The sequence below is a fragment of the [Clostridium] ammoniilyticum genome, assembly GCF_025566905.1.
In the GTDB taxonomy this organism is placed as follows: domain Bacteria; phylum Bacillota_I; class Bacilli_A; order Erysipelotrichales; family Coprobacillaceae; genus Faecalibacillus; species Faecalibacillus intestinalis.
Genome location: NZ_JAOQJR010000004.1, coordinates 18,933 through 39,116, shown reverse-complemented (window position 1 = coordinate 39,116; position 20,184 = coordinate 18,933). Strand labels below are relative to the sequence as shown.

General features: G+C 27.8%; 20 protein-coding genes and 1 pseudogene. 2 read left to right on the top strand and 19 right to left on the bottom strand.

All coding sequences use genetic code 11. The annotated features are described in order from the left end of the window. Positions 1-68: 68 nt before the first annotated feature. Entirely contained in the window at positions 69-1,541 is a 1,473-nt protein-coding gene (locus OCV55_RS04970) for a glycoside hydrolase family 1 protein (RefSeq protein WP_032091396.1), read from the bottom strand. A 142-nt stretch (positions 1,542-1,683) separates the two neighbouring features. On the opposite strand from OCV55_RS04970, the gene OCV55_RS04965 reads away from it, so the two are divergent. Then, on the top strand, positions 1,684-2,433 hold the full coding sequence (locus OCV55_RS04965) for a MurR/RpiR family transcriptional regulator (RefSeq protein ID WP_147579985.1): 750 nt from the start codon (positions 1,684-1,686) through the stop codon (positions 2,431-2,433). Positions 2,434-2,443: 10 nt separating this feature from the next. Here OCV55_RS04965 and OCV55_RS04960 read toward each other — a convergent pair whose 3' ends face one another. From OCV55_RS04960 to OCV55_RS14090, 18 genes and pseudogenes are all read right to left on the bottom strand, one after another. After that, entirely contained in the window at positions 2,444-3,193 is a 750-nt protein-coding gene (locus OCV55_RS04960) for an arginase family protein (protein ID WP_267309820.1), read from the bottom strand. A gap of 57 nt (positions 3,194-3,250) precedes the next feature. Then, a complete protein-coding gene (locus OCV55_RS04955) occupies positions 3,251-3,535 on the bottom strand; it encodes an HAD family hydrolase (RefSeq protein ID WP_147579984.1) in 285 nt (94 codons plus the stop codon). An 87-nt stretch (positions 3,536-3,622) separates the two neighbouring features. After that, entirely contained in the window at positions 3,623-4,486 is an 864-nt protein-coding gene (locus OCV55_RS04950) for a LysR family transcriptional regulator (RefSeq protein ID WP_147579983.1), read from the bottom strand. 18 nt (positions 4,487-4,504) lie between these two features. Then, positions 4,505-5,392 (bottom strand): DMT family transporter, encoded by an 888-nt coding sequence (locus OCV55_RS04945; RefSeq protein WP_147579982.1) that lies wholly within the window; start codon positions 5,390-5,392, stop codon positions 4,505-4,507. Positions 5,393-5,487: 95 nt separating this feature from the next. Beyond that, on the bottom strand, positions 5,488-6,951 hold the full coding sequence (locus OCV55_RS04940; RefSeq protein WP_147579981.1) for a sensor domain-containing diguanylate cyclase: 1,464 nt from the start codon (positions 6,949-6,951) through the stop codon (positions 5,488-5,490). Positions 6,952-7,297: 346 nt separating this feature from the next. Then, the gene (locus tag OCV55_RS04935) at positions 7,298-8,542 is read right to left on the bottom strand and encodes a diguanylate cyclase domain-containing protein (RefSeq protein WP_147579980.1); all 1,245 of its coding nucleotides are present in this window, start codon (positions 8,540-8,542) and stop codon (positions 7,298-7,300) included. A gap of 124 nt (positions 8,543-8,666) precedes the next feature. Further along, positions 8,667-9,215 carry a response regulator gene (locus tag OCV55_RS04930; RefSeq protein WP_147579979.1) on the bottom strand — a complete coding sequence of 183 codons (549 nt, stop codon included), beginning with the start codon at positions 9,213-9,215 and terminating at the stop codon, positions 8,667-8,669. Continuing rightward, the gene (locus OCV55_RS04925; RefSeq protein ID WP_267309819.1) at positions 9,169-9,600 is read right to left on the bottom strand and encodes a hypothetical protein; all 432 of its coding nucleotides are present in this window, start codon (positions 9,598-9,600) and stop codon (positions 9,169-9,171) included. The genes OCV55_RS04930 and OCV55_RS04925 overlap by 47 nt, the downstream gene beginning before the upstream one ends. 494 nt (positions 9,601-10,094) lie before the next feature. Beyond that, positions 10,095-11,243, bottom strand: a complete 1,149-nt coding sequence (locus OCV55_RS04920) for a tyrosine-type recombinase/integrase (RefSeq protein WP_147579977.1) — start codon at positions 11,241-11,243, stop codon at positions 10,095-10,097. A 10-nt stretch (positions 11,244-11,253) separates the two neighbouring features. Beyond that, a complete protein-coding gene (locus OCV55_RS04915; protein WP_009300576.1) occupies positions 11,254-11,448 on the bottom strand; it encodes an excisionase in 195 nt (64 codons plus the stop codon). A gap of 918 nt (positions 11,449-12,366) precedes the next feature. Beyond that, positions 12,367-12,684, bottom strand: a complete 318-nt coding sequence (locus tag OCV55_RS04910) for a type II toxin-antitoxin system RelE/ParE family toxin (protein WP_147579976.1) — start codon at positions 12,682-12,684, stop codon at positions 12,367-12,369. 1 nt (position 12,685) lies between these two features. Further along, positions 12,686-12,964 (bottom strand): type II toxin-antitoxin system Phd/YefM family antitoxin, encoded by a 279-nt coding sequence (locus OCV55_RS04905; RefSeq protein WP_009300572.1) that lies wholly within the window; start codon positions 12,962-12,964, stop codon positions 12,686-12,688. 434 nt (positions 12,965-13,398) lie between these two features. Beyond that, positions 13,399-13,956, bottom strand: coding sequence for a TetR/AcrR family transcriptional regulator (locus OCV55_RS04900; RefSeq protein WP_147579975.1), 558 nt, complete (start codon positions 13,954-13,956; stop codon positions 13,399-13,401). Between the two features lie 22 nt (positions 13,957-13,978). After that, complete coding sequence (locus tag OCV55_RS04895) at positions 13,979-14,980, bottom strand: zinc-dependent alcohol dehydrogenase (RefSeq protein WP_147579974.1); 1,002 nt, start codon at positions 14,978-14,980, stop codon at positions 13,979-13,981. A gap of 856 nt (positions 14,981-15,836) precedes the next feature. Continuing rightward, a complete protein-coding gene (locus OCV55_RS04890; protein WP_147579973.1) occupies positions 15,837-16,742 on the bottom strand; it encodes an SDR family oxidoreductase in 906 nt (301 codons plus the stop codon). Positions 16,743-16,796: 54 nt separating this feature from the next. Further along, on the bottom strand, positions 16,797-17,333 hold the full coding sequence (locus OCV55_RS04885; RefSeq protein WP_147579972.1) for a TetR/AcrR family transcriptional regulator: 537 nt from the start codon (positions 17,331-17,333) through the stop codon (positions 16,797-16,799). Between the two features lie 73 nt (positions 17,334-17,406). Next, positions 17,407-18,537, bottom strand: coding sequence for an immunoglobulin-like domain-containing protein (locus OCV55_RS04880; protein ID WP_147579971.1), 1,131 nt, complete (start codon positions 18,535-18,537; stop codon positions 17,407-17,409). Between the two features lie 16 nt (positions 18,538-18,553). Next, positions 18,554-19,069: pseudogene (locus OCV55_RS14090) on the bottom strand (FAD-dependent oxidoreductase). Between the two features lie 591 nt (positions 19,070-19,660). Here OCV55_RS14090 and OCV55_RS04870 point away from each other — a divergent pair. After that, on the top strand, positions 19,661-20,184 hold a 524-nt coding region (locus OCV55_RS04870), incomplete at its 3' end, for a DUF3267 domain-containing protein (RefSeq protein ID WP_147580085.1).

The window sequence follows — 20,184 nt, the reverse complement described above, 5'->3', positions numbered from 1 at the left end:
CTCTTTTCCTACTAATATTATAGGAATTATAAAGAAGTGTCAATAATGAAAAGAACTCTAGCTGATTGCTAGAGTTTTTCATCAAGGGCTTTCCCATTTGTTTCAATAATATGTTTCATCCAATTAAATGATTTTTTCTTTGTACGTTTTAAAGTTCCATTTCCTTTATCATCCATATCAACATAAATAAATCCATAACGTTTTTTCATTTCTCCAGTTGATAAAGAAACAAGATCAATTGGTGCCCACATCGTATATCCTAAACATTCAACACCATCTTCATTAATCGCATCAGCCATAGCTGATAAATGTTTTTGTAAGTAATCAATACGATAATCATCTTCAACATATCCATTTTCATCTGCTTGATCAATAGCTCCCATACCATTTTCTACGATAAAAATTGGTTTTTGAATACGATCATAAATTTCATTCATACAATGTCTAAGCCCAAGTGGATCAACAGGCCATCCCCAAGGTGTATTTTCCAAATAAGGATTTGAAGAACCTCCAACATTAAACCATGGATCATCTTTTTTTACTGTATTTGAACGATAATAAGAAAATGAAACAAAGTCTAATTGTCCTTCTTTTAAAATTTCTTTATCTTCTTCTGTGATTTCTAATGAATCAAAGCCATGATGTTTCCACACACTTTTAGCATAAGGATGATAATAACCTCTTGCCATCGTATCAATAAAATACCAGTTTTCTCTTCTTGCTTGAAGACGTTTAAACATATCTTCTGGTTTACACGTTGCTGGATAAAGTTCACTCATTGCATACATTGTTCCAAACATGCTACCTGGCATCATTTGATGTCCTAAAATAACAGCTTTAGCACTAGCAACAAACATATGATGATCTGCTTGATATCTCACTTTTCCATCACTTTCTTTTGTTCCACATGGCCCAAATCCTCTAACAGCATTGATTTCATTAAATGTCAACCAATATTTACATCGTTTTCCATATCTTTCAAAGAGTGTTTTACAATATTTTACATAACAATCAATAACAAAACGATTTGACCATCCACCATATTTTAAAGCTAAGTGCATTGGCATTTCATCATGACAAATAGTAATAAGTGGTTCCATATGATGTTTTTCAAGTTCCGAAATAACTTCATCATAAAATTTTAATCCTTCTTCATTAGGTGTTTCTTCGTCTCCCAAAGGATAAATACGACTCCAACAAATACTAAAACGGAAAACATTAAATCCCATTTCTGCCATTAAAGCAATATCTTCTTTATAATGATGATAAAAATCAACCGCTTGATGACTTGGATAATATTCATCATCTAAAAAAACTGGCTTTGCTTCATTAGGAACAGGATCAGCATAGAAAAATGAACTTCTTGGTTTTAAAATTGTTCCATCAGGCATTTGAAATGTATGATGTCTTGGATTTTCCATTGATCCATCTGTTTCAAAGTCATGTGATAAAAGTCCTCTTCCTCCTTCATTGAATCCTCCTTCATATTGGAAATCAGCAGTTGCGCCACCCCATAAAAATCCTTCTGGTAATTGTTTCATAATAGTCTCCTTGTAACTTTTTACGTTTTATTTTGATAATTTTTACAAGCAAATCATAATCTTATTATTTTCTTTTGTCAATAGTTACATATTATTTTGACAATTTTATCATTTTTATATAAAATAAACATGAGGTGAGACTATGAACTTAATGGAAACCATCCACTTACATAAAAATGATTTTTCTAAAACAGAACGTAAAGTTTACGATTATATTGTTCAAAACCCTACAGCTATTGAAACAGCGACGATTACTAAAATTGCTGAACTATGTCAAGTTTCAACTTCTGGAATTTTAAGATTTTGTCAAGTTTTAGGTTATAAAGGTTATAAAGATTTTCGTTTTGACATGCTTCATTATTTGCATCAAGAACATGTTGAAGTAAATTCTGAAAATCTATTTGATGAATTAACATCTAAATATTTATCAGTCATTCGTCAATTCAATAACATTGATCAAAATAAGCTCAACCAACTTATTAAACAAATAAAAAACACCAAAAACATCTATATCATTGGTGTTCATTATTCATCTTTACCAGCAAAGCATTTAGTTTTAGGATTACAAGATTTAGGTATTAATACTTATTTTGCTTATGATTATATGCAAGCAAGTCATCTTTATAATACAATTCATGAAGATGACCTTTTGATTTATTTTTCTATTGAAGGTAATCAAAATAATGTTTCTCGTTTTTTTGACCTTACAAACGCCTCTAAAAATACGTATATAATTACTTTAAATCCAAAGCCTAAATTATTAATTGAAAATACACTTATTCTTCCAGGATATACTTTATCAAAACAATCAATTGTTGATTTACAATCGATTGTTGTAATCTTTGTAGAATTACTTTTAAATATGTTTCATAATACTTTAAAAGAGGATTAAGACTTTTTACTTAATCCTCTTCTTTTTTTAAAAAGGAAAGTATTTTTTCATTAAAAGCATCATCTTCTTTAATTTCATTTAATTGTCCTACTTCATTAGCACATTCTCCACAAATATCAATTCCAATTGTTTGACTGTTTTTAAATAAATAAGCGAGTAATATTTTAAATTCCATGAGTTGCATAGAACCTTGATCCCAATCTGTTTGAATAACATTTTGACTCAAAACATCTTTATCAATTGAAATATATAAAGGATATTGACGTAATAAATCATCAACTTTTTTCCACACTTCTCTATTTTCTAAATCATCATCTGTTAAATAGAGAACCTTATCTTGACGTTTAATCAATGAAACCTGTTTTTCATCAATACCTATTAAAATCACTTTTTTTAAATATTTATTATTTTCTAAACTATTTAAAATCCAAGATCCACAGCTTAAAATATCATCAAACATCGGTTGCATCATATCACTATGATGATCAAAAACAACTAAAATAAAATCATGTTCCATTTTTTCTATCCAAAACTCACTAACATAATGAAAATTACCAGAATCTATAAAATGTATACCTTCAGGAGATAGATTACTTATTTTAGCTTCTATTGTTCTTCTTGCTTCTTGACTACAATAACCATAAACACCTTGTAATTCATGTAAATCAAGCCATCTAATATTTTTATGTTTATAAAACTTTTCATTTTCATAAATTCCTGTAAAATCCATGACCGTCATGTTATTTGGTTTTTTAAACATCTTAAACACTTCCTTTGTTTTTATCCTAGCATAAAAAAAGTAACTTCCGTTACTCTTTTAATAAATATTTTTCAAAATATCTTCATCAAAACTTTTTTGATATAAGGCTTTCTTTTCTTTTAAATCATAAACAAGTGCGCCTGAGATACAATTTAAATAACGAACACCTGGTAAAATATCATAAAATTCTTCAAGCTCTGCAGGGTTTCTTCCTGTATTTAAAATCACAATTTTATTATGCGCAACTGCTCTAGCAATTGCTTCTTGGGTTTTCTTTGAAATTTGTTTATTAGAATTTAATAATGTTCCATCCATATCAAAAGCTATTAGTTTATATTCCATACGACTTTCTCTACTACAAATGATAGTGTATCATTTTTAATCAATTAAAAAAAATCTCTTTCCATTTTAGAAAAAAGACTTGTTTTTCTACAATACATCACAATTTACATGCTCAATAAATTCAAGAAATGCTTTTGATTTTTGCGTATTCTTTAAATAAGCCATATAAAATGTTTGTTTTTCATCTATATCTTTAATTTTTATTTTTTTGATTGGCAACAAATCATAAACTGCCATATCAGGAACAATCGCTACCCCTAAATCATGACCTACAAAACCACCAACAACTTCATCTTCCTCTAATTCCATTGATATATGAGGATGTATTTTTGCCTTTTCTAAAAGATGATCGATCATTGGACGAATTCCACTATTTTTAGTAAAAGTAATAAAAGGTAGATCTTCTATTTGTTTTAAATCAATTTCATCATTTTTAGCAAGTGGATGATTAAGACTGACGATTACATAAAACTCTTGTGTTATAACAGGTTTAAAAAATATATCTTGATCATCTACATAGGAACAAAAAACAATATCTAAATCATTTTTCTTTAAATCATGAATAAGATCATAAGAAAAACCACTATGGCATTGAAAGGTCACATTTTCATTTTGAAAAGAAGAAATCAGTTGGGGAATATAGCTCATCCCTAGTCTTCTTACAAAACCAATATTTAAAGTTTCTTTTCCTTTTGAAATTTGTTTAATATTTTCTATAGAATCATCTAAACGATTAAGAATTGGCTCGATTTCTTTTAAAAAAAGTTTTCCATACTTTGTTAGAACAACATTTCTTCCCTTTTTTTCAAACAACGCAACATCTAGTTCATCTTCCAATAAATGAATGGCATGCGTTAAACTCGGTTGAGTAATATGTAATTTTAAAGCTGCCTTTGTATAATGTTCTTCTTGTGCTAATGTTGTAAAATAACGTAATTGATATAAATTCATGTGTATCACCTAATATGATTATACTAGGACTTCTTTTTCTTTTCGAGTACGTTTTTTAAATAATAAGCTAATTAAAACACCAACGATAATAAAAGCTGATCCCAATACAAATGAAGTTGTCAAAACCTCATGAAAAACAACAACTCCTAAAAATGAAGAAGTTAATGTTTGAATTGGATAAAAAGCACTACAAGTATTAGCAGGCAATAATGATAAACTTTTATTCCATAAAATATTCGTAAATGCCGTACAAACAACTCCCATATAAACAAGTCCTAAAACAGCACCTAAATCTACTTGAATAAGAGGATGTGTCATTTGTACTTCTAAAAATGACACGGGGATATTACAAATTGTTGCAATCAACATTGATACTTTTGTAAGTGTTAATGCACTATATTTATTAGAAATCTTTCTTGAAATAACAGACATAAAAGCCCAACCAATAACTGCAATAAAAGAAATAAGAACTCCTAAAAACTGAATATTAGCTCCTGTACCTATAATCATATAAACCCCAGCCAACGATAATACAATACCAACAATTTTATTCATTTCTAATTTTTCATTTAAAATAATCATTGCCATCACACTAATAATCACTGGATTTAATGAATTAATAAGTGAAGCCATTGATCCACCGGCAATCTTAGTTCCTAAAAGTTGACAATCAACAGAAATAAAATAACCAATAAATCCCATAATAAAGAAATATTTATAATCACTTTTTTCTATTTTTTCTTTTTCACTTTTTAACGAGATTAAACTTAATGCTATAAAAGCAATTAAATAGCGAAACATTGCTACTGTAAACGTAGGAATCTTTCCTAAAACAAATTGGCTGACAACATATAAACTTCCCCATAACATAAATGTTGTCAATAAATATACATAAGATTTTTTCATTTTCTTCTCTCCCTTAGTTCTACAGTATACATTTCTATTTATATAAATAAAAATAGATAAAAATTATCAATTTGATAGTTTTTATCTATAATTTATTATTTTGTATAACATGTATAACCATTTCTACCTTGATTCTTTGTTTGATACAAAGCCTGATCAGCTAAATTATACAAGCCTTTAAATGTTGTTCCATGTTCAGGATAAAAGGCAATCCCAATACTACAAGAAATTGTTCCTTTAAAATTGTCAATTTCAATATTTCTTATCTTTTGACATATTTCTTGGGCTTTATTTATCGCATTTCCATGCTCTTGAATATCTTTAACAAAAACAATAAATTCATCACCACCTGCACGCCCTACAATATCCTCTATTGTAAAAGACTCTTTTAAAATTGAGCCAAAGTTTTTTAAAACTTCATCACCAATAACATGGCCGTTTAAATCATTTACTGTTTTAAAATTATCAACATCGATCATAAAAAGTGCCCCTAATTGTTGAGAAGAGTCATTTTTTAAATATGTACTAATTTCATTTTGCAATGTTTCCTTATTTTTTATACCTGTTAATGCATCGATACGTGTAAATTCTAATAATCTTTTTTGATGTTTATTGTTTACTTTATAAATTGTAAATAACAAAATCACTAACGCAAAAACAAATAAAGCAAAAAGTAAATATTCAGCATAAATGATAAATGTATAAGATTCCTGTGCTACATCTACATCAATGTTATAACACATGATCCAATCATTGATTTTTAATGGATAATAAGCCATATAAGATGTTTTATTATTATGATTTAAAGTCATATAACCTTTTTCTTGTTTAATAAATTTTTGTTTTAAACTTTGAAGATCATCCGGAGATAAAACATTGTATTCAGCAAAATAACTATAAATACTTTCAGAAGCTAAAAAATCTTTATTTTTAACCGCATTATCATAAGTAATCAACTGCCCTTCTTTAGAAACAAGAAAGGCCGATCCTTTTCCATCATAAATACCTCTAAAAACAATTTTATTTAGATCCCCGATATCATAGCTACCACCTATAACTCCTACAATTTCTTTTTGTTGATCATAAATAGGTACCGCTATAATAACACGTGTCTTCCCTGCAATAACACTTTCAAGTGGAGCACTTAAGACTCTATTTCCATTTAGTGCTTCTTGAAAATATTCACGATGACTTACATTCTTTACGGCACCATTATCATAATGACTTTCTCCATTTTTATCAATAATTCCAACATTTTCTAATTTTGTATATTCTTTAATGGAATGAATTAAATTTATATTATCTTCGCAAAATAAATCTTGCTGACTTATATGATTACCAATACCTTCAAGATATCGATATTGAATATCTATATACTGTTTTAAACTTTCAGTTTGTTTTTCTGTCTTAACAACCACTTTATTAACAGATTCATTTTCTATATCTTTTTTTATATAAAAGAAAAACGAAATAGAACAAATCATTATAAAAACAATAAAAATCATTATTGCTTTTAAATATTCTTTAAAAGAAAGTTTATAAATTGCTCTTCTTTTCATATCGTCACCAACTTTCTTTAAAATATTTTACCATATTTAAACAAAGATTTTAATAAAAAAAATTATAGTATCGCTATAATTCAATTAATTGAAAAACTTGAGGATTTCTTGAGCTACAAATAACTCAGGAAATCAACTTTTGGCTTTTTCTGTTGGTTATCAACTTTTTTAACTATTCTATTATTTTCACAAATGTTATATCATCTTCTTAAAATCAAAATAATTTACAGAAAAAAGGATAAACCTTAAAGTTTGACCACTGTGATGTTTATCCTGTCCATAAAAACATTATGATAAAAATCAAATATATTTCCCAAATTCAATACGATAAAATCATTAATAACGTTTAGTTCTTTTCTACTTGTTTTTTTAATAAATCCATTAATCTTTTTTGTTTAGCGTAGAGTTTAATTATATTATAAACACGTCGATAAACAATTCGATAATCAAAAGGTCTTTTAATGTAATCAGATGCTCCCATCACAAAACCTTTATTAATGATATTTGCTGAATCTTCACTTGAAATTAAAATAACAGGTATATCATCTAACCATTTTTCTTGTTCCATCCATTGTAAAACATCAAAGCCATCAATTTCAGGCATAATAATATCCAATAAAATCAAAGAAATTCCCGAACCATATTGTTTAATATAGTCAATACATTCTTGCCCATTTGTAGCTTCCAATAAATAAAAATCATCTTTTAATACTTCATAAAGAATTGCACGATTTAACTCAGAATCATCAACAATAAGAATTGTTTGTTTAGTATCATTTCTATCAGAATAATACTGATGATCTAATTCTGTAAATATACAATTCTTTTTTCTTTTAGCATGGTATAATAAATGATCTGCCAAAGAAACTGCTTCTTCAATTGTCCCTGTTTGATACATTGTAATCCCTGCACTCATAGAAAATTGAACACTTTCATACCCTTTGATTGTTGCATGATGAATATTTTTTAAAATATTTTGCATAATTAAATAAAGATCTTCTTTTTCAATATTTGGCAAATAAATAATGAATTCATCTCCACCATAGCGAATAAGTTTGTCTTGATTTCTAAGTGAATTCTTAATATGTTCAACAATCATTTTAAGAACCCTATCTCCGAAATCATGACTAAATGTATCATTATAAATCTTAAAATCATCCACATCGAGCATAACAATTCCTGCAGGAGTTGTTTGATGTTTTATTTTTTCTTCATAAAAACGTCTATTATAAGCACCTGTTAATACATCTAAATAAAAATCATCGTGTTTACCCAAATACTTTAAAATAAGACTGCTATTTTCTTGTCGCGATAGCTCTAGTTGTTCGTCTAAACAACAAATAATTTCCATTACATATTCTTTTTGATCTACAACATAGTATTTAGAAATGACATGATAAAGTTTATCTTTGCAATATTCTAATTTTGTACAATCTTTTTTTAAACGAAATGCTTCTATTGTATTGCTTAAAAAATTAGAGTTCATTTGATTTAAATCTGTTTTTTCAAAAAGATGTACATTTGGATATAGTTCTTGATAACAAGCCATTTTATATAAAAGTTCTTTCATTGTTATTTTACTATTTTGCATGTTTTTCCCCTCGATATGGTTTTATTTTAAAAAAAGAAGCAGAAAAATTCAATGAATATATCTAAAAAAGAGAAGAATATGTGATTTTAGATAAATAACACCCTTTTTCTTTTTATTGAAAATATTATTTTAAAACAGAAATAATAACTTCCTCAACCTTTTTTACATCAATTGGTTTAGCAATATGATCATTCATTCCTTTTGAAATTGCCATTTTTCTATCTTCTTCAAAAGCATTAGCAGTTAAAGCAACAATTGGAATATGAGCCTTTCCTTCATCAGATAATTCTCTAATTGTTTTCGTTGCTTTATAGCCATCCATATGAGGCATTTGAACATCCATTAAAATCAAATCATAGCTTTTAGCAGGCATTTGTTCCATTTTAGTCACACATTGAATCCCATCTTCAATACATTCAACTATTAATCCCATATCTTCTAAAATCGTTATCGCTATTTCTGCATTCAAATCATTATCTTCAGCCAATAAAACGTGTTTTCCTTGTAAAATTTGTTGTTCATCAACTAAAGACATATCTGTCTTTGTCAAAAATAAATTATTATCAGCAACCTTATGTTGTAAAACCAGGGTAAATTTCGTTTCCTTACCTAGTTCTGTTTCAACCTCAATACTTCCATTCATTACATCTACAAGCTTTTTGACAATAGACATTCCTAGTCCAGTTCCTGCAACTTTTCCTATCTAATTGATAATCAATCAAAGAATGTATTGTCATTGTAAAAGAGATAGCTGCCTGATCAATGTCTTTTACAAATATTTTTTGATGAATTTGTAATGCATAAAAAAGATTTTTTGTTGCTAAAAGCATTTTTTCTGTTTCCTCACACATAATTTGGGCAGCCATACAATTTGTAGCACGTGTTGAATAAATGATTTTATAAAATGAAAACATTTCACTTTGTGTATTCATCTTACAATAATTATGAACCGCTAATTTTAAAACTTCTTCTAGACTTTTATCTTTGACAAGTTTTCCATAATCAAGATCCGTTATTTTTAGTTTTTCTTTTTCTTGTGTTCTTAAATAATCATACATTGCCTTTACAATTTCATCCTTCGAACGGAAATGATTATACAATGATGGTTTCTTTATCCCTAATGCGTCGCTATTTGTGACATTGAAACATTGTCTATTCCATTTTTAGACGCTAACATAAATGTCGCCTGAATAATTTCTTCTTTCCTCTCCATATCCATTCACTTCCTTATGTTAGTTATATTGCTACCTATCGTTAGTTTAATCAATAAAAATTTAACAATTTCCAAGCTTTAATCATTATTTCATGACATTCTTATAAAGATTTTATTTGTCACCAAAAAAAATACATATATTCACAAAAAAGTAGAGACACTTTTTCAAAAAACTTGATTTTCAAGGTTTTTGAGACGTATCTCTACTTAAATATTTGTAATATTTTATTTAACGACAATGTTTACAAGAATGTGGTGAATCATCAAAAAAACACCCATAAAATCAATGCTTTTTAAGATTAAATTTTCTCAATACCAACTCAATGCCAGCAAAAACAGTTAAATTCTATTCAATAAAGACGTATCTTCTTTGAATTTTTCTGGACTATTGTGTACATAAGAAAGTGTCATTCTAATTGTTCCATGTCCTAACAATGAGCTTACTGTATTTGGTGACATACCTGCCTCCAAACATCTTGTTGCAAAAGTATGTCTGAATATGTGTGGAGATAATCTTGGACATTCAAACTCATACCCTGATTTAATAGTTTTATTTATAGAATAATTAAGAGTACTGTTAAATCCAGAGCGGCAATATGCATCACCATAAACTGTAATAAATACTAATTGATCACTTATGGCACTTTTACCTCTATATGTTTTTCCTAATTGTTTTTCTCTTTTTTTTATAACTCTATTTAATATTTCAAATGTTACATCATTAATTGGAATTATCCTTTTCTTTTTATTTTTAGTTTGCGTAAAAGTATATTCACGTTCTTCATTCCTTTTGTAAGATAATTGATGACTAATTTCAATATACCTTTCTTCTAAATTTACTTCATCAAAAGATAAACCTAATAATTCACTAATTCTTAGTCCAGTATTTAACATCATCAAAACCATATCCCTTACTTGTTGAGAACTAATATGCTTTAAAAGCATTTTTTCATCTTTTCTAGACATTGATTCCGTACTTTTCCTTTTAGGCTTTTTTATGTGTACACTTTTGGCTGGATTTTTTACAATTAAATCATTTTCATAAGCCAGCTCCAACATTTGTTTTAATATCGATAATAAATTTCTAGATGCACTAACTGAATTTTCTTTTGCTTCATTAACCATTAATTGAATATCGATATTTCTCAGATCACGTAAATCAATATTTCCCCTATCTTTTAATAGAATATATTTATTAAATGTCGCATCCAAATGTTCTACATATTGAGGTGTAACTTCATTCGGTATTTTATAATTTTTTATCCAAAAGTTGTACCATTCTTTTAAGGTATAAGATCCACTAGCAACACTTCTGTTTTCATAATCTTCAACTTTAGCCTTTTCAAACTTTCTTCTCAACAAACTTAAGTTTGTATCACAAAAAAAGATACGTTTTCCTGCTCTATTAGTAAAACGAGCTACATATACTCCATCTTTTCTTTGACTTATGCCTAGTCCTAATTCTTTATTCCTTAAATCTTTTCCCATAACATTTCACCTAACAATCAAAAACATTATGATTAAGTAACCACTTTTCCATGGTTGGTCTCTTGATCATTCTTCTATTTCCATTAAAAATACATAAATTGGTATGTTTATTAGTAAGTCTCCTTAATGTATTAATTCCAATACCAAAATAATTTGCTGCTTCCTTTAATGTTAGTAGTATTTTTTCATCTTTATTGTTATCCATATTCATTTCCTCCTTCGCTTAAATCATAAGAAAAAATTCAAGAAATTAGTAATGTACAAAATTGCGATATTTCAAAAAACGTTGAACGAATTATTTGAAATATTCAACTATACAAATTATAAATATCAATCTCTGTATAACCTTTTTTTATCAGAGCACTTGTTTAATAACAAACAGGTTTCAATTTGTTTTATCCTGTACGATTCCTATATTTGCGACGCTTTTAACGCTCGAATTAAGGCTAATCGTGAGTATCATTATTTTCGATTTAATAATCAGGTATGTATTGATATTGCCTTTATTCAATTTTCAAGGTTCTTTCTAGGGTTATTTCAATCCCTTCACTATACTGATAAAACTCTTAAATTTCGTGCATCATTTTTACTAATTTTCTAATACTTTTTTAATGCTTCAATTTATAGTAATTTTCATACCCAAATCTTCTTGTAAAGACAGTTCTCATGTTTTAAATTATTTTGTTGTAGATTTTCTCCGTATATAAGTCAAACAAAAAAAGAACAATGCTTCAGTTATACTGTCTCATTGTTCTTTTTTTCTATTTATGGTTGTTTATTTTGTTTTGTTATAATACCTTTTCATTTGGTAGCATTGTTATATTATTGGTTGTAATTCTTTTATAATAAGATTATTTAGGTATTTCTTTTAAAAGAGTATTTGATATTTCAAATTTGCTATCTATAAAAATCATATCACTTAATGAAATTTCTGAATAGTGTTTCATTGTATCAAAAAGCCATGCACTTTTCGTAATTTTGAATGACATGTTTTCGTTAGATACATGTAATCCAACAAAATAAGTTTATGATTTATAAGCATTCGCTTTATCTCCAAGCTCATCATTTACATGCAATTATTCATTTTTATCAACACAATTAGAATATAAAACCCTTTTTAGCCTTATAACCCTCTAATGATATTCAAATAATCTTGTCTTTGATCAACAAACGCATAAATAACAACTTCTTTTTTTTCTTCATTAACTTTATAGAATACTAAATTCTTTTCTAATATCAGAACTCTGTAACCTTGTCTTTTTAACACTGCATATCTAGGCAACGTTCCTATATAAGGATTATCTTCTAATAGTAAGATAGTGTTTTCAATATAATCTAACTTTTCTATAGCAAATTCATTACCAAAATGATTTGCTAAATATAAAACAGTGTGTCTGATTCCTTCATCTGCCTTATCTGTTCGAATAATATTATATTTCATATTACTTACCTTTTAATATCATTCTTAAATCATCAAATGTTTCATTTATAGGAGCAACTCGTCCATTTTTTACATCATCTTCAGCTTCAGCAAGTGTTTCTAATAATTCAATATGAGCCTTCATATTTTGATATTCTTCAAAAGAAAGAGATACAGTATCTCCCTTACCATGTACAGTAATGATGACCGCTTCTTTTTCTTCTCTACATTGTTTAGAAATTTCATTATAATGATTTCTTAAATCCGCTGATGGTCTAATTGTTTCTCGTAGGTTTGCCATAATAATTCCTCCAATATCATTATAGACAAATTATATCGCTTAATGTCTATATATTCAATACATTTTGAATAATCCTTCCTTTTTTCTTTCTTCTTAGAAATTTTTAGTCATAAACTTAATATATTATTTAATTAATCAAAAAGTTAAATAATGACATAGCTAGAAATAGGTTTATATAACAAAGTTTAATATTATTTCAAAAAAGACATCAATTATTACCTTTAACAAGTAATAAATCTGATGTCTTTTATCTTTAACTCTAAATTTAATATAGAGATCAGCGTCCACATAAAGCTTTAAATACTATCTCGATAGAACCCTATCAAGGTTTGGAGTACATAAATAAATTTAGGTTTTTTATATTTATAAAATGTAAAGAATTATCATTACCATTTTCAAATAATCAATTAAGTAATTTTTAATCTTTTATTTTTTCATTTTTGAAAATCGAGCAAGACATGATAGGTAGCCTCCTGTGTTTCATATAACAAAGTAGCCACTTGAGCAGTCGTTAATTCTAATTTATCTTCTAAAAATAAACGAATAGTTTGTACAGTACCAGCGCAACTATATTGAACCATAGTTTCATAAGCTGATTTATATTCCTTTTTGAGCATTCTAAATGACATTTCATTACTATCAAAGATTAATAAAGATTTGTCAATCAAATAGTCAAAAAATTGTCCAGTTCTAATTAAAGCTAAATACGCTTTTCTATTTGATTTCATAAATCTTAATAGTTCAATGTGTTCAGTTAACGATGAGTCATGTATCTTATTTTGAAAAATAATTCTTTTCATGTATTTCTCGGTTATACTATATAATAAATCATAAATGGTATCATAATGCGAATAAAAAGTAGATCGATTGATATCTGCTTTATTCACAAGTTCTCTAACAGAAATATTTTCTAATGCTTTTTCTTGAAGCAAATCAATTAATGCTTCTTGCAACATTAATTTGGTGATTTTTACCCTACGATTATCTACCATTTATAACATACCTACCATTGATTTATTTTACCAACATTACTTTTAATGATATATTTGGATCATCAGCAATTTCAAACCCTTTTATAGCATTATCAAAATTGATTTCATGTGAAATCAAAGTTCTTGAAATATCCGGATGTTTTGAAATTATTTCTATTGCTTCTAAAATATCATCATGTGAAAACATACAAGACCCTTCTATATTAAGGCTATTATACATGACACTCTCCATATTAACAAGCATTGGCTTATGATGTACTGCTAAAACCACTATTTGAGCATTCATTTTTGCCATTTCTATACATTGGTTCGTAAGATTTCCAACTCCTGCACAATCAATATATACATCAACATCTGGTACTTGTCCTTTAGTCATTGAATAATTATTACCAAAATGATCATTTAAAAATTGATCCAAAGGTGTTCTATTTGTGTTACATATAATAGCTCCTTGTTCTTTTGCGATATTTAAACGATGTTCATTAATATCAACCATAACAATATTATCGACACCTTTAGACTTCAAATAGCAAAAACAACACATTCCAATAATTCCAGCACCCAAAATTACAACATGACTATTTTTATGATATTTGTATTTCTTTACTCCTCTCATTCCTACACAAAATGGCTCTATCAAAGCTATTTCAGTATATTTCATAGTTTCTGGAACAATGTATAGATTTACATTTTCTTTATAATTTTTCACTAAAATATATTCTGCAAATCCTCCCATATAGGAAAAATGTTCATCTTGCTCGTAACTAACCAAATCCATTGGTGTTAAGTTTGAAACAAATACTTTTTGATTTGATTCAATATTGACATTTTTACCTTTTAGATAAACATATCCACCAATTTCATGTCCAAATCCATTAGGGCATCCTGTACGATAACTATTCAAATCCGTTCCACAAATACCTCTTGCTTCAATTTTAACTAAAACATCGTCGTCCCCAACTTTTGGAACTGAATATTCTTTAAAGACTACTTTTTTTACACCTTCAAGTAATAAACATTTCATTGTTATTTCTCCTTTGATTTTTAATAATATTATTAAATTTGTTACTAATAATTATAAATTTGAGATTTATTTAATTCAACAAGCAGAATAATCATTATGGTTGTAAAAACAACACTTATTGATAAAGTGTCTATTATATTTGTAAAATTTTCTTTCAAATTTTCTTTGAACTTGTTGGGATGATATCAAAACGGTCTCAATTTTGACCTTGTTAATATTTTAATGCTTTTATCGTTATCCATACTAGTATCCTCCTTTGCTAAAATAATAAGAAAAAATCTAAGAAATGAGTAATGTACGAAATTGCGATATTTCAAAGAACGTTGAACGAATTATTTGAAATATTCAACTGTACAAATTATAAATATCAATCTCTGTATTACCTTTTTAACAGAGCACTTGTTTAATAACAAACAGGTTTCAATTTGTTTTATCCTGTACGATTCCTATATTTGCGACGCTTTTAACGCTCGAATTAAGGCTAATCATGAGTATCATTATTTTTGATTTAACAATCCGGTATGTATTGATATTACCTTTATTCAGTTTTCAAGGTTCTCTCTAGGGTTATTTCAATCCCTTCACTATACTGATAAAACTCTTAAATTTCGTGCATCATTTTCATTAATTTTCTTATACTTTTTTAATGCTTCAATTTATAGTAATTTTCATACCCAAACCTTCTTGTAAAGACAGTTTTCATGTTTTAAATTATTTTGCTATAGAATTTTTCCATATATAAGTCTAACAAAAAAAAGAACAATGCTTCAGTTATACTGTCTCATTATTCTTTTTCTATTTATTTGCTAGATTTTTCTTTATTATCCTACTATATTTTTAAAACAATCTCTCAAAATTATTTATTTTCTGTTGTTTTTTGTGACGCTTCTTGAGCTGAACCCATTGATGTACCACATAATCCCATATGTGTCCAGGATGATGTTAAACCATAATCGATATAAAGTTTTTGTCCAGATATGTATGAACAAAGTTTACTCCCCAATGCAACTAAAGGATAGCCTTGATCCTTAGGTTCAGCAGCAAAACCATTCCAACTTGATAAGAAAATTTGTTCAATAGCTTTTGCACCTGCTTCAGCATTACCGTTACCAGTTGATTTATTAAAATCATCTGTCAATCCTGTTGTAGTATCACCAGGACATATTGCATTAATTCTAATGTATCTTCCAATAAATTGTTTATCCATACATTTTGCATTAACATATGATAATAAACATTGTTTTGCAAAAGTATAATCTAAAGCATTATTATCTTTCGCAATAAATAACTCTTCATGGTTTTTATACCATTCCATTGATTCATCCCATGTTTTTTGATTAATTAAATCTAAACAGTTTTGATAGTTTCTTTCCCATCCAAAACCACCAACAGATGAAATATAAGTAATACTTCCATAATCAGAAATTTTTGGTAAAAGTAATTCCGTCATATACTTTTGCCCTAAGAAATTAACTTTTGAAACTAAATATTCTCTACCAGGAAAATGAGAAATACCTTGACATGAATAAAAAGCAACAATGTCATTTGGCAATTGATCAACTAATTTTTCGATTTCTTCTTTTTCTCCTAAATTAGCTTGAAATGCTTTTTTGACAGGTAAATCAATAGGATTTAAATCAGCAGCATAAACATTAGCGCCTAATTCAATCAGCAATTCACAAGCAGCTTTTCCCATACCACTTGCCGCACCAGTAATAACTACATTCTTTCCTTCAAAACCAAATAATTCTTTAATTTCCATAATAAATTCCTCCTAAACTTATTATAGACCGAACGGTCGGTTTATTCAAGTGAATTATATCACAAGCGCTTTTTCGATGAATCTTTTTATCTTTAGAGCATAGTCAAGATCTATTTTCCCATTAATAAAAATCCGATTATAATTGCTAACAAAAGTATTTGTTATAAACATACAAATGAATATAGGATCTAAATCAACCATTCTATTATTTTTTTGTTCATTTTTTATATAGTTAATCGTATCTTCGTGTATTTCTTGTGCTAATTTTTTTGAATCATCTGATATATACTTAGAATATTCAAACTGATTAAAAAATTTTAATTCTTCAATATGATTACGTTGAAATTCTAATAATTCTATTAATTCATCATTACTTGCCCCAAACAAAAAAGGATTGTTTGTTTTTGAAAAAGCTATTTTACTTTTTACAAATACCTGATTAAAAAGATCTTCTTTATTTTCAAAATAATGAAAAATTGTGGATTTAGCTATACCTGATTTTTTTGCAACATCATTTATTGATGTACCTACATATCCATTTTCATTAAATATTTCCAATGCATTTTTTAAAATAATATCTTTTTTGTTCATACTTACCACCAAAAAAGATTATACTATATATACACTATTTCTAGCTAGTTCTTATTTTTTAATCTTTTATATTTCAATCAAAAACAGCCTTATATCCAACGACTCCGCCATTTTCTTGATACGGCTCTATATAGCAACTTAAATTAATATTGCTACTACTCAAAACTTGATTCATGTAGTTGTTTGCTGCTTGACTGCAAGAAGATAAATCATAGTTGTAATCTCTTATATAAAATATCTTAGGTTCAACATTTATTGCTTTAGGTGTTTCTACTTTGTTTGATTTATTATTCTGTTCCTGATTCTTTATAACTGCTGAATCTTCTTTATTTCCAACAGCAGTATTATCTTCGTTTTGAGATACTGTTCTAATGTGAACTATTAAAGTAGATATGGCAACATTGCCTTGTTGATCTTCTAACTGATATTCAACTTCATAATCACCATCTTTATTAGAATCAACAGAATTATTTATTACAACATTATCAGCTGATAACTGATCATAATTATCCTCTACTTTTTTAATATAATCTTTTGGATTAAACTGTTCTCCATTATTAAGAGTAATTTCACTTTGTATCAATTCAATTGTTGGTTTTATATTATCAACAACACTAACTATAAGTGCTTTTTCTTTTGTTTTAATACCATTCGTAACTGAATAATCAAATTTATAATCTTTTACTTTTTTCAATTTTTCATTCAATGGCATTGTCAATTGCTGAGATTTATCATAATACTTTACATAGTCCATAAAATGAATATCTTCACCGTATTCAACAGTTACTCTATCAGTTGTTAATTCTAGAGGAACAGGTTCAATGTATTTATCAATTGTATCTTTGTTCATTAAATAAACGACACTTACAATAAAAGCAAATACCATTATAAAAATAGTTAAAGAGATTCTTTGAGGACGTTTCTTTTTTATCTCCTCTTTTGCATCTTCAAAAACACTCTGCTGATCCATTAGGCTGTATCGAATCTTCTCCATAGATTCTGCACTAATTTCAGGATCACATAAAGTATCTGGGGTTAAGCCATATTCCATTGCTAATGAGATTTCTCGCATCTGCTCCCAATTAAACTTAGGATCTTTCATTTTAGAAATATCAAGTCCTTTTTCATCAGCTAAACGGAGCTGTGTCTTTTGTCTTGAATCGTATGCATATGTTTCAAATAATTTATCTAATGTTTTTGACATCTAAACCATCTTTTCTTCAACTACACGACTGCTTGTTTTTGCAATCAGTTTCAATATCAGTTATAATAGCTGGTTTCATTTCTAAAATAGTGACATCATGATTTGTTTGTGCAATGAATTCAGCAGTTTCTCCACCTACTTCTCCACCACCACAAACAACAACTGGTTCTTGGTTGACATCTATTTTACCATAAAGAACATCTTAAGCAGTTACAACGTTTTCTGAATTGATTCCTTCAATTGGTGGCGTTAATGGTACTGAACCAGTTGCTACAACAATCGTATCTGGTCTAGCTTCTTTAATTGTATCTTCAGATACTTCTTGACCCATTTTAAATGTGACACCTAATACTTCACATTGTTTTCTATAAGCAGAAATTACAGTAGAAAGTTCTCCTTTTCCCATTGGATAAGCAGCACTTCTAAATACTCCACCAAAATGTGTATCTTTATCATAAACCGTTACATTATGACCTCTTTGAGCTGCAATACGAGCTGCCAGCAATCCACCTGGATCAGCACCAATAATCATAATATTTTTTGTATTATCAGCTTTTGATAAATCATGTTCAAATTCTCTTGTACATCTAGGATTTACTAAACAAGTGAAGTTGCCCTTCATCGCTTCTCCAAAACATCCTTGTAAACAGCATACACAATGATTGGTTTCTTCCAATTTGCCTTCTTTTGCTTTTTTAGGGAAATTTTGCAAAAAAGATACATTTTACACATATAATCGGAACAAAAAAGATGAACGTTTACAAATTTGCAAAATTACGACATAATTTATGTCTTTAGATAGATTAAATACTCATAGAATTGTATAATAGTACTAGGGAATAGGTTCATGATGAAACCTAGGAAAAAATCATGGAATAGAATACAAAGATAAAAGTTAGCGTTGAAGAATTGAATGAATTATCAATTGTTGGTGGTAATGATGGAAATCCAGAACCCAGATGTTCTATTTCTAACGTTATCATTACGACTGTTTTAGTATCATTAGTGTCTATTTCATATTTTACTACTAGTCCAGAGCAGTGCTAGTTAATTGGACGTATTCCCGCGTCTATTCGAATCGCTAATCCAAGTTCGTATAGATGAGTAGAAAGGATTTATGTGTATGGTAGAAAAGTTTTATGATAATAGAAATTTTAAAATACTTAAAATAAACAAAAAAACAGAAAATATTAGTATGTTGATCATTGTGTTATGTACATTGCTACTATTGGTATTTTTTTTAAAGATTAAAAGATTTTATATTAATGATATAGGCTTGTTTTTTTCTGCATTTGGAGCCGTGCTTATTTCTGTTTTCCCTTTTAGTATTGTACATGAATATATACATTTGCTATCATATCCGAAAAAAAGTAGAAAAAAAATAATATTCAAAATGAAGAACTTACAACCGATAATATCTGTTGAAAGTGATGCGAAGATGAGTAAGTGTAGAACTCTAATAATGTTAATATCTCCGACGCTTGTCTTGGCAATTATTCCTATTTTTTTATCATTCATTATAAAAAAATTGATTCTAATGACTTTTCTTATTTTTTTTGGCTTTTCAAGCTTAGCAATGTCGGCAAGTGATATATATTTTTTTATTGTTATATTGTTAAAAATGAGAAATAACGAACTTTTTTATCA

Bases quoted from the DNA above. Each gene is read 5' to 3' on its own strand.
- OCV55_RS04970 (WP_032091396.1), bottom strand. From the start codon at position 1,541: ATGAAACAATTACCAGAAGGATTTTTATGGGGTGGCGCAACTGCTGAT.
- OCV55_RS04965 (WP_147579985.1), top strand. From the start codon at position 1,684: ATGAACTTAATGGAAACCATCCACTTACATAAAAATGATTTTTCTAAA.
- OCV55_RS04960 (WP_267309820.1), bottom strand. From the start codon at position 3,193: ATGTTTAAAAAACCAAATAACATGACGGTCATGGATTTTACAGGAATT.
- OCV55_RS04955 (WP_147579984.1), bottom strand. From the start codon at position 3,535: ATGGAATATAAACTAATAGCTTTTGATATGGATGGAACATTATTAAAT.
- OCV55_RS04950 (WP_147579983.1), bottom strand. From the start codon at position 4,486: ATGAATTTATATCAATTACGTTATTTTACAACATTAGCACAAGAAGAA.
- OCV55_RS04945 (WP_147579982.1), bottom strand. From the start codon at position 5,392: ATGAAAAAATCTTATGTATATTTATTGACAACATTTATGTTATGGGGA.
- OCV55_RS04940 (WP_147579981.1), bottom strand. From the start codon at position 6,951: ATGAAAAGAAGAGCAATTTATAAACTTTCTTTTAAAGAATATTTAAAA.
- OCV55_RS04935 (WP_147579980.1), bottom strand. From the start codon at position 8,542: ATGCAAAATAGTAAAATAACAATGAAAGAACTTTTATATAAAATGGCT.
- OCV55_RS04930 (WP_147579979.1), bottom strand. From the start codon at position 9,215: ATGTCTATTGTCAAAAAGCTTGTAGATGTAATGAATGGAAGTATTGAG.
- OCV55_RS04925 (WP_267309819.1), bottom strand. From the start codon at position 9,600: ATGTATGATTATTTAAGAACACAAGAAAAAGAAAAACTAAAAATAACG.
- OCV55_RS04920 (WP_147579977.1), bottom strand. From the start codon at position 11,243: ATGGGAAAAGATTTAAGGAATAAAGAATTAGGACTAGGCATAAGTCAA.
- OCV55_RS04915 (WP_009300576.1), bottom strand. From the start codon at position 11,448: ATGGATAACAATAAAGATGAAAAAATACTACTAACATTAAAGGAAGCA.
- OCV55_RS04910 (WP_147579976.1), bottom strand. From the start codon at position 12,684: ATGAAATATAATATTATTCGAACAGATAAGGCAGATGAAGGAATCAGA.
- OCV55_RS04905 (WP_009300572.1), bottom strand. From the start codon at position 12,964: ATGGCAAACCTACGAGAAACAATTAGACCATCAGCGGATTTAAGAAAT.
- OCV55_RS04900 (WP_147579975.1), bottom strand. From the start codon at position 13,956: ATGGTAGATAATCGTAGGGTAAAAATCACCAAATTAATGTTGCAAGAA.
- OCV55_RS04895 (WP_147579974.1), bottom strand. From the start codon at position 14,980: ATGAAATGTTTATTACTTGAAGGTGTAAAAAAAGTAGTCTTTAAAGAA.
- OCV55_RS04890 (WP_147579973.1), bottom strand. From the start codon at position 16,742: ATGGAAATTAAAGAATTATTTGGTTTTGAAGGAAAGAATGTAGTTATT.
- OCV55_RS04885 (WP_147579972.1), bottom strand. From the start codon at position 17,333: ATGAACAAAAAAGATATTATTTTAAAAAATGCATTGGAAATATTTAAT.
- OCV55_RS04880 (WP_147579971.1), bottom strand. From the start codon at position 18,537: ATGTCAAAAACATTAGATAAATTATTTGAAACATATGCATACGATTCA.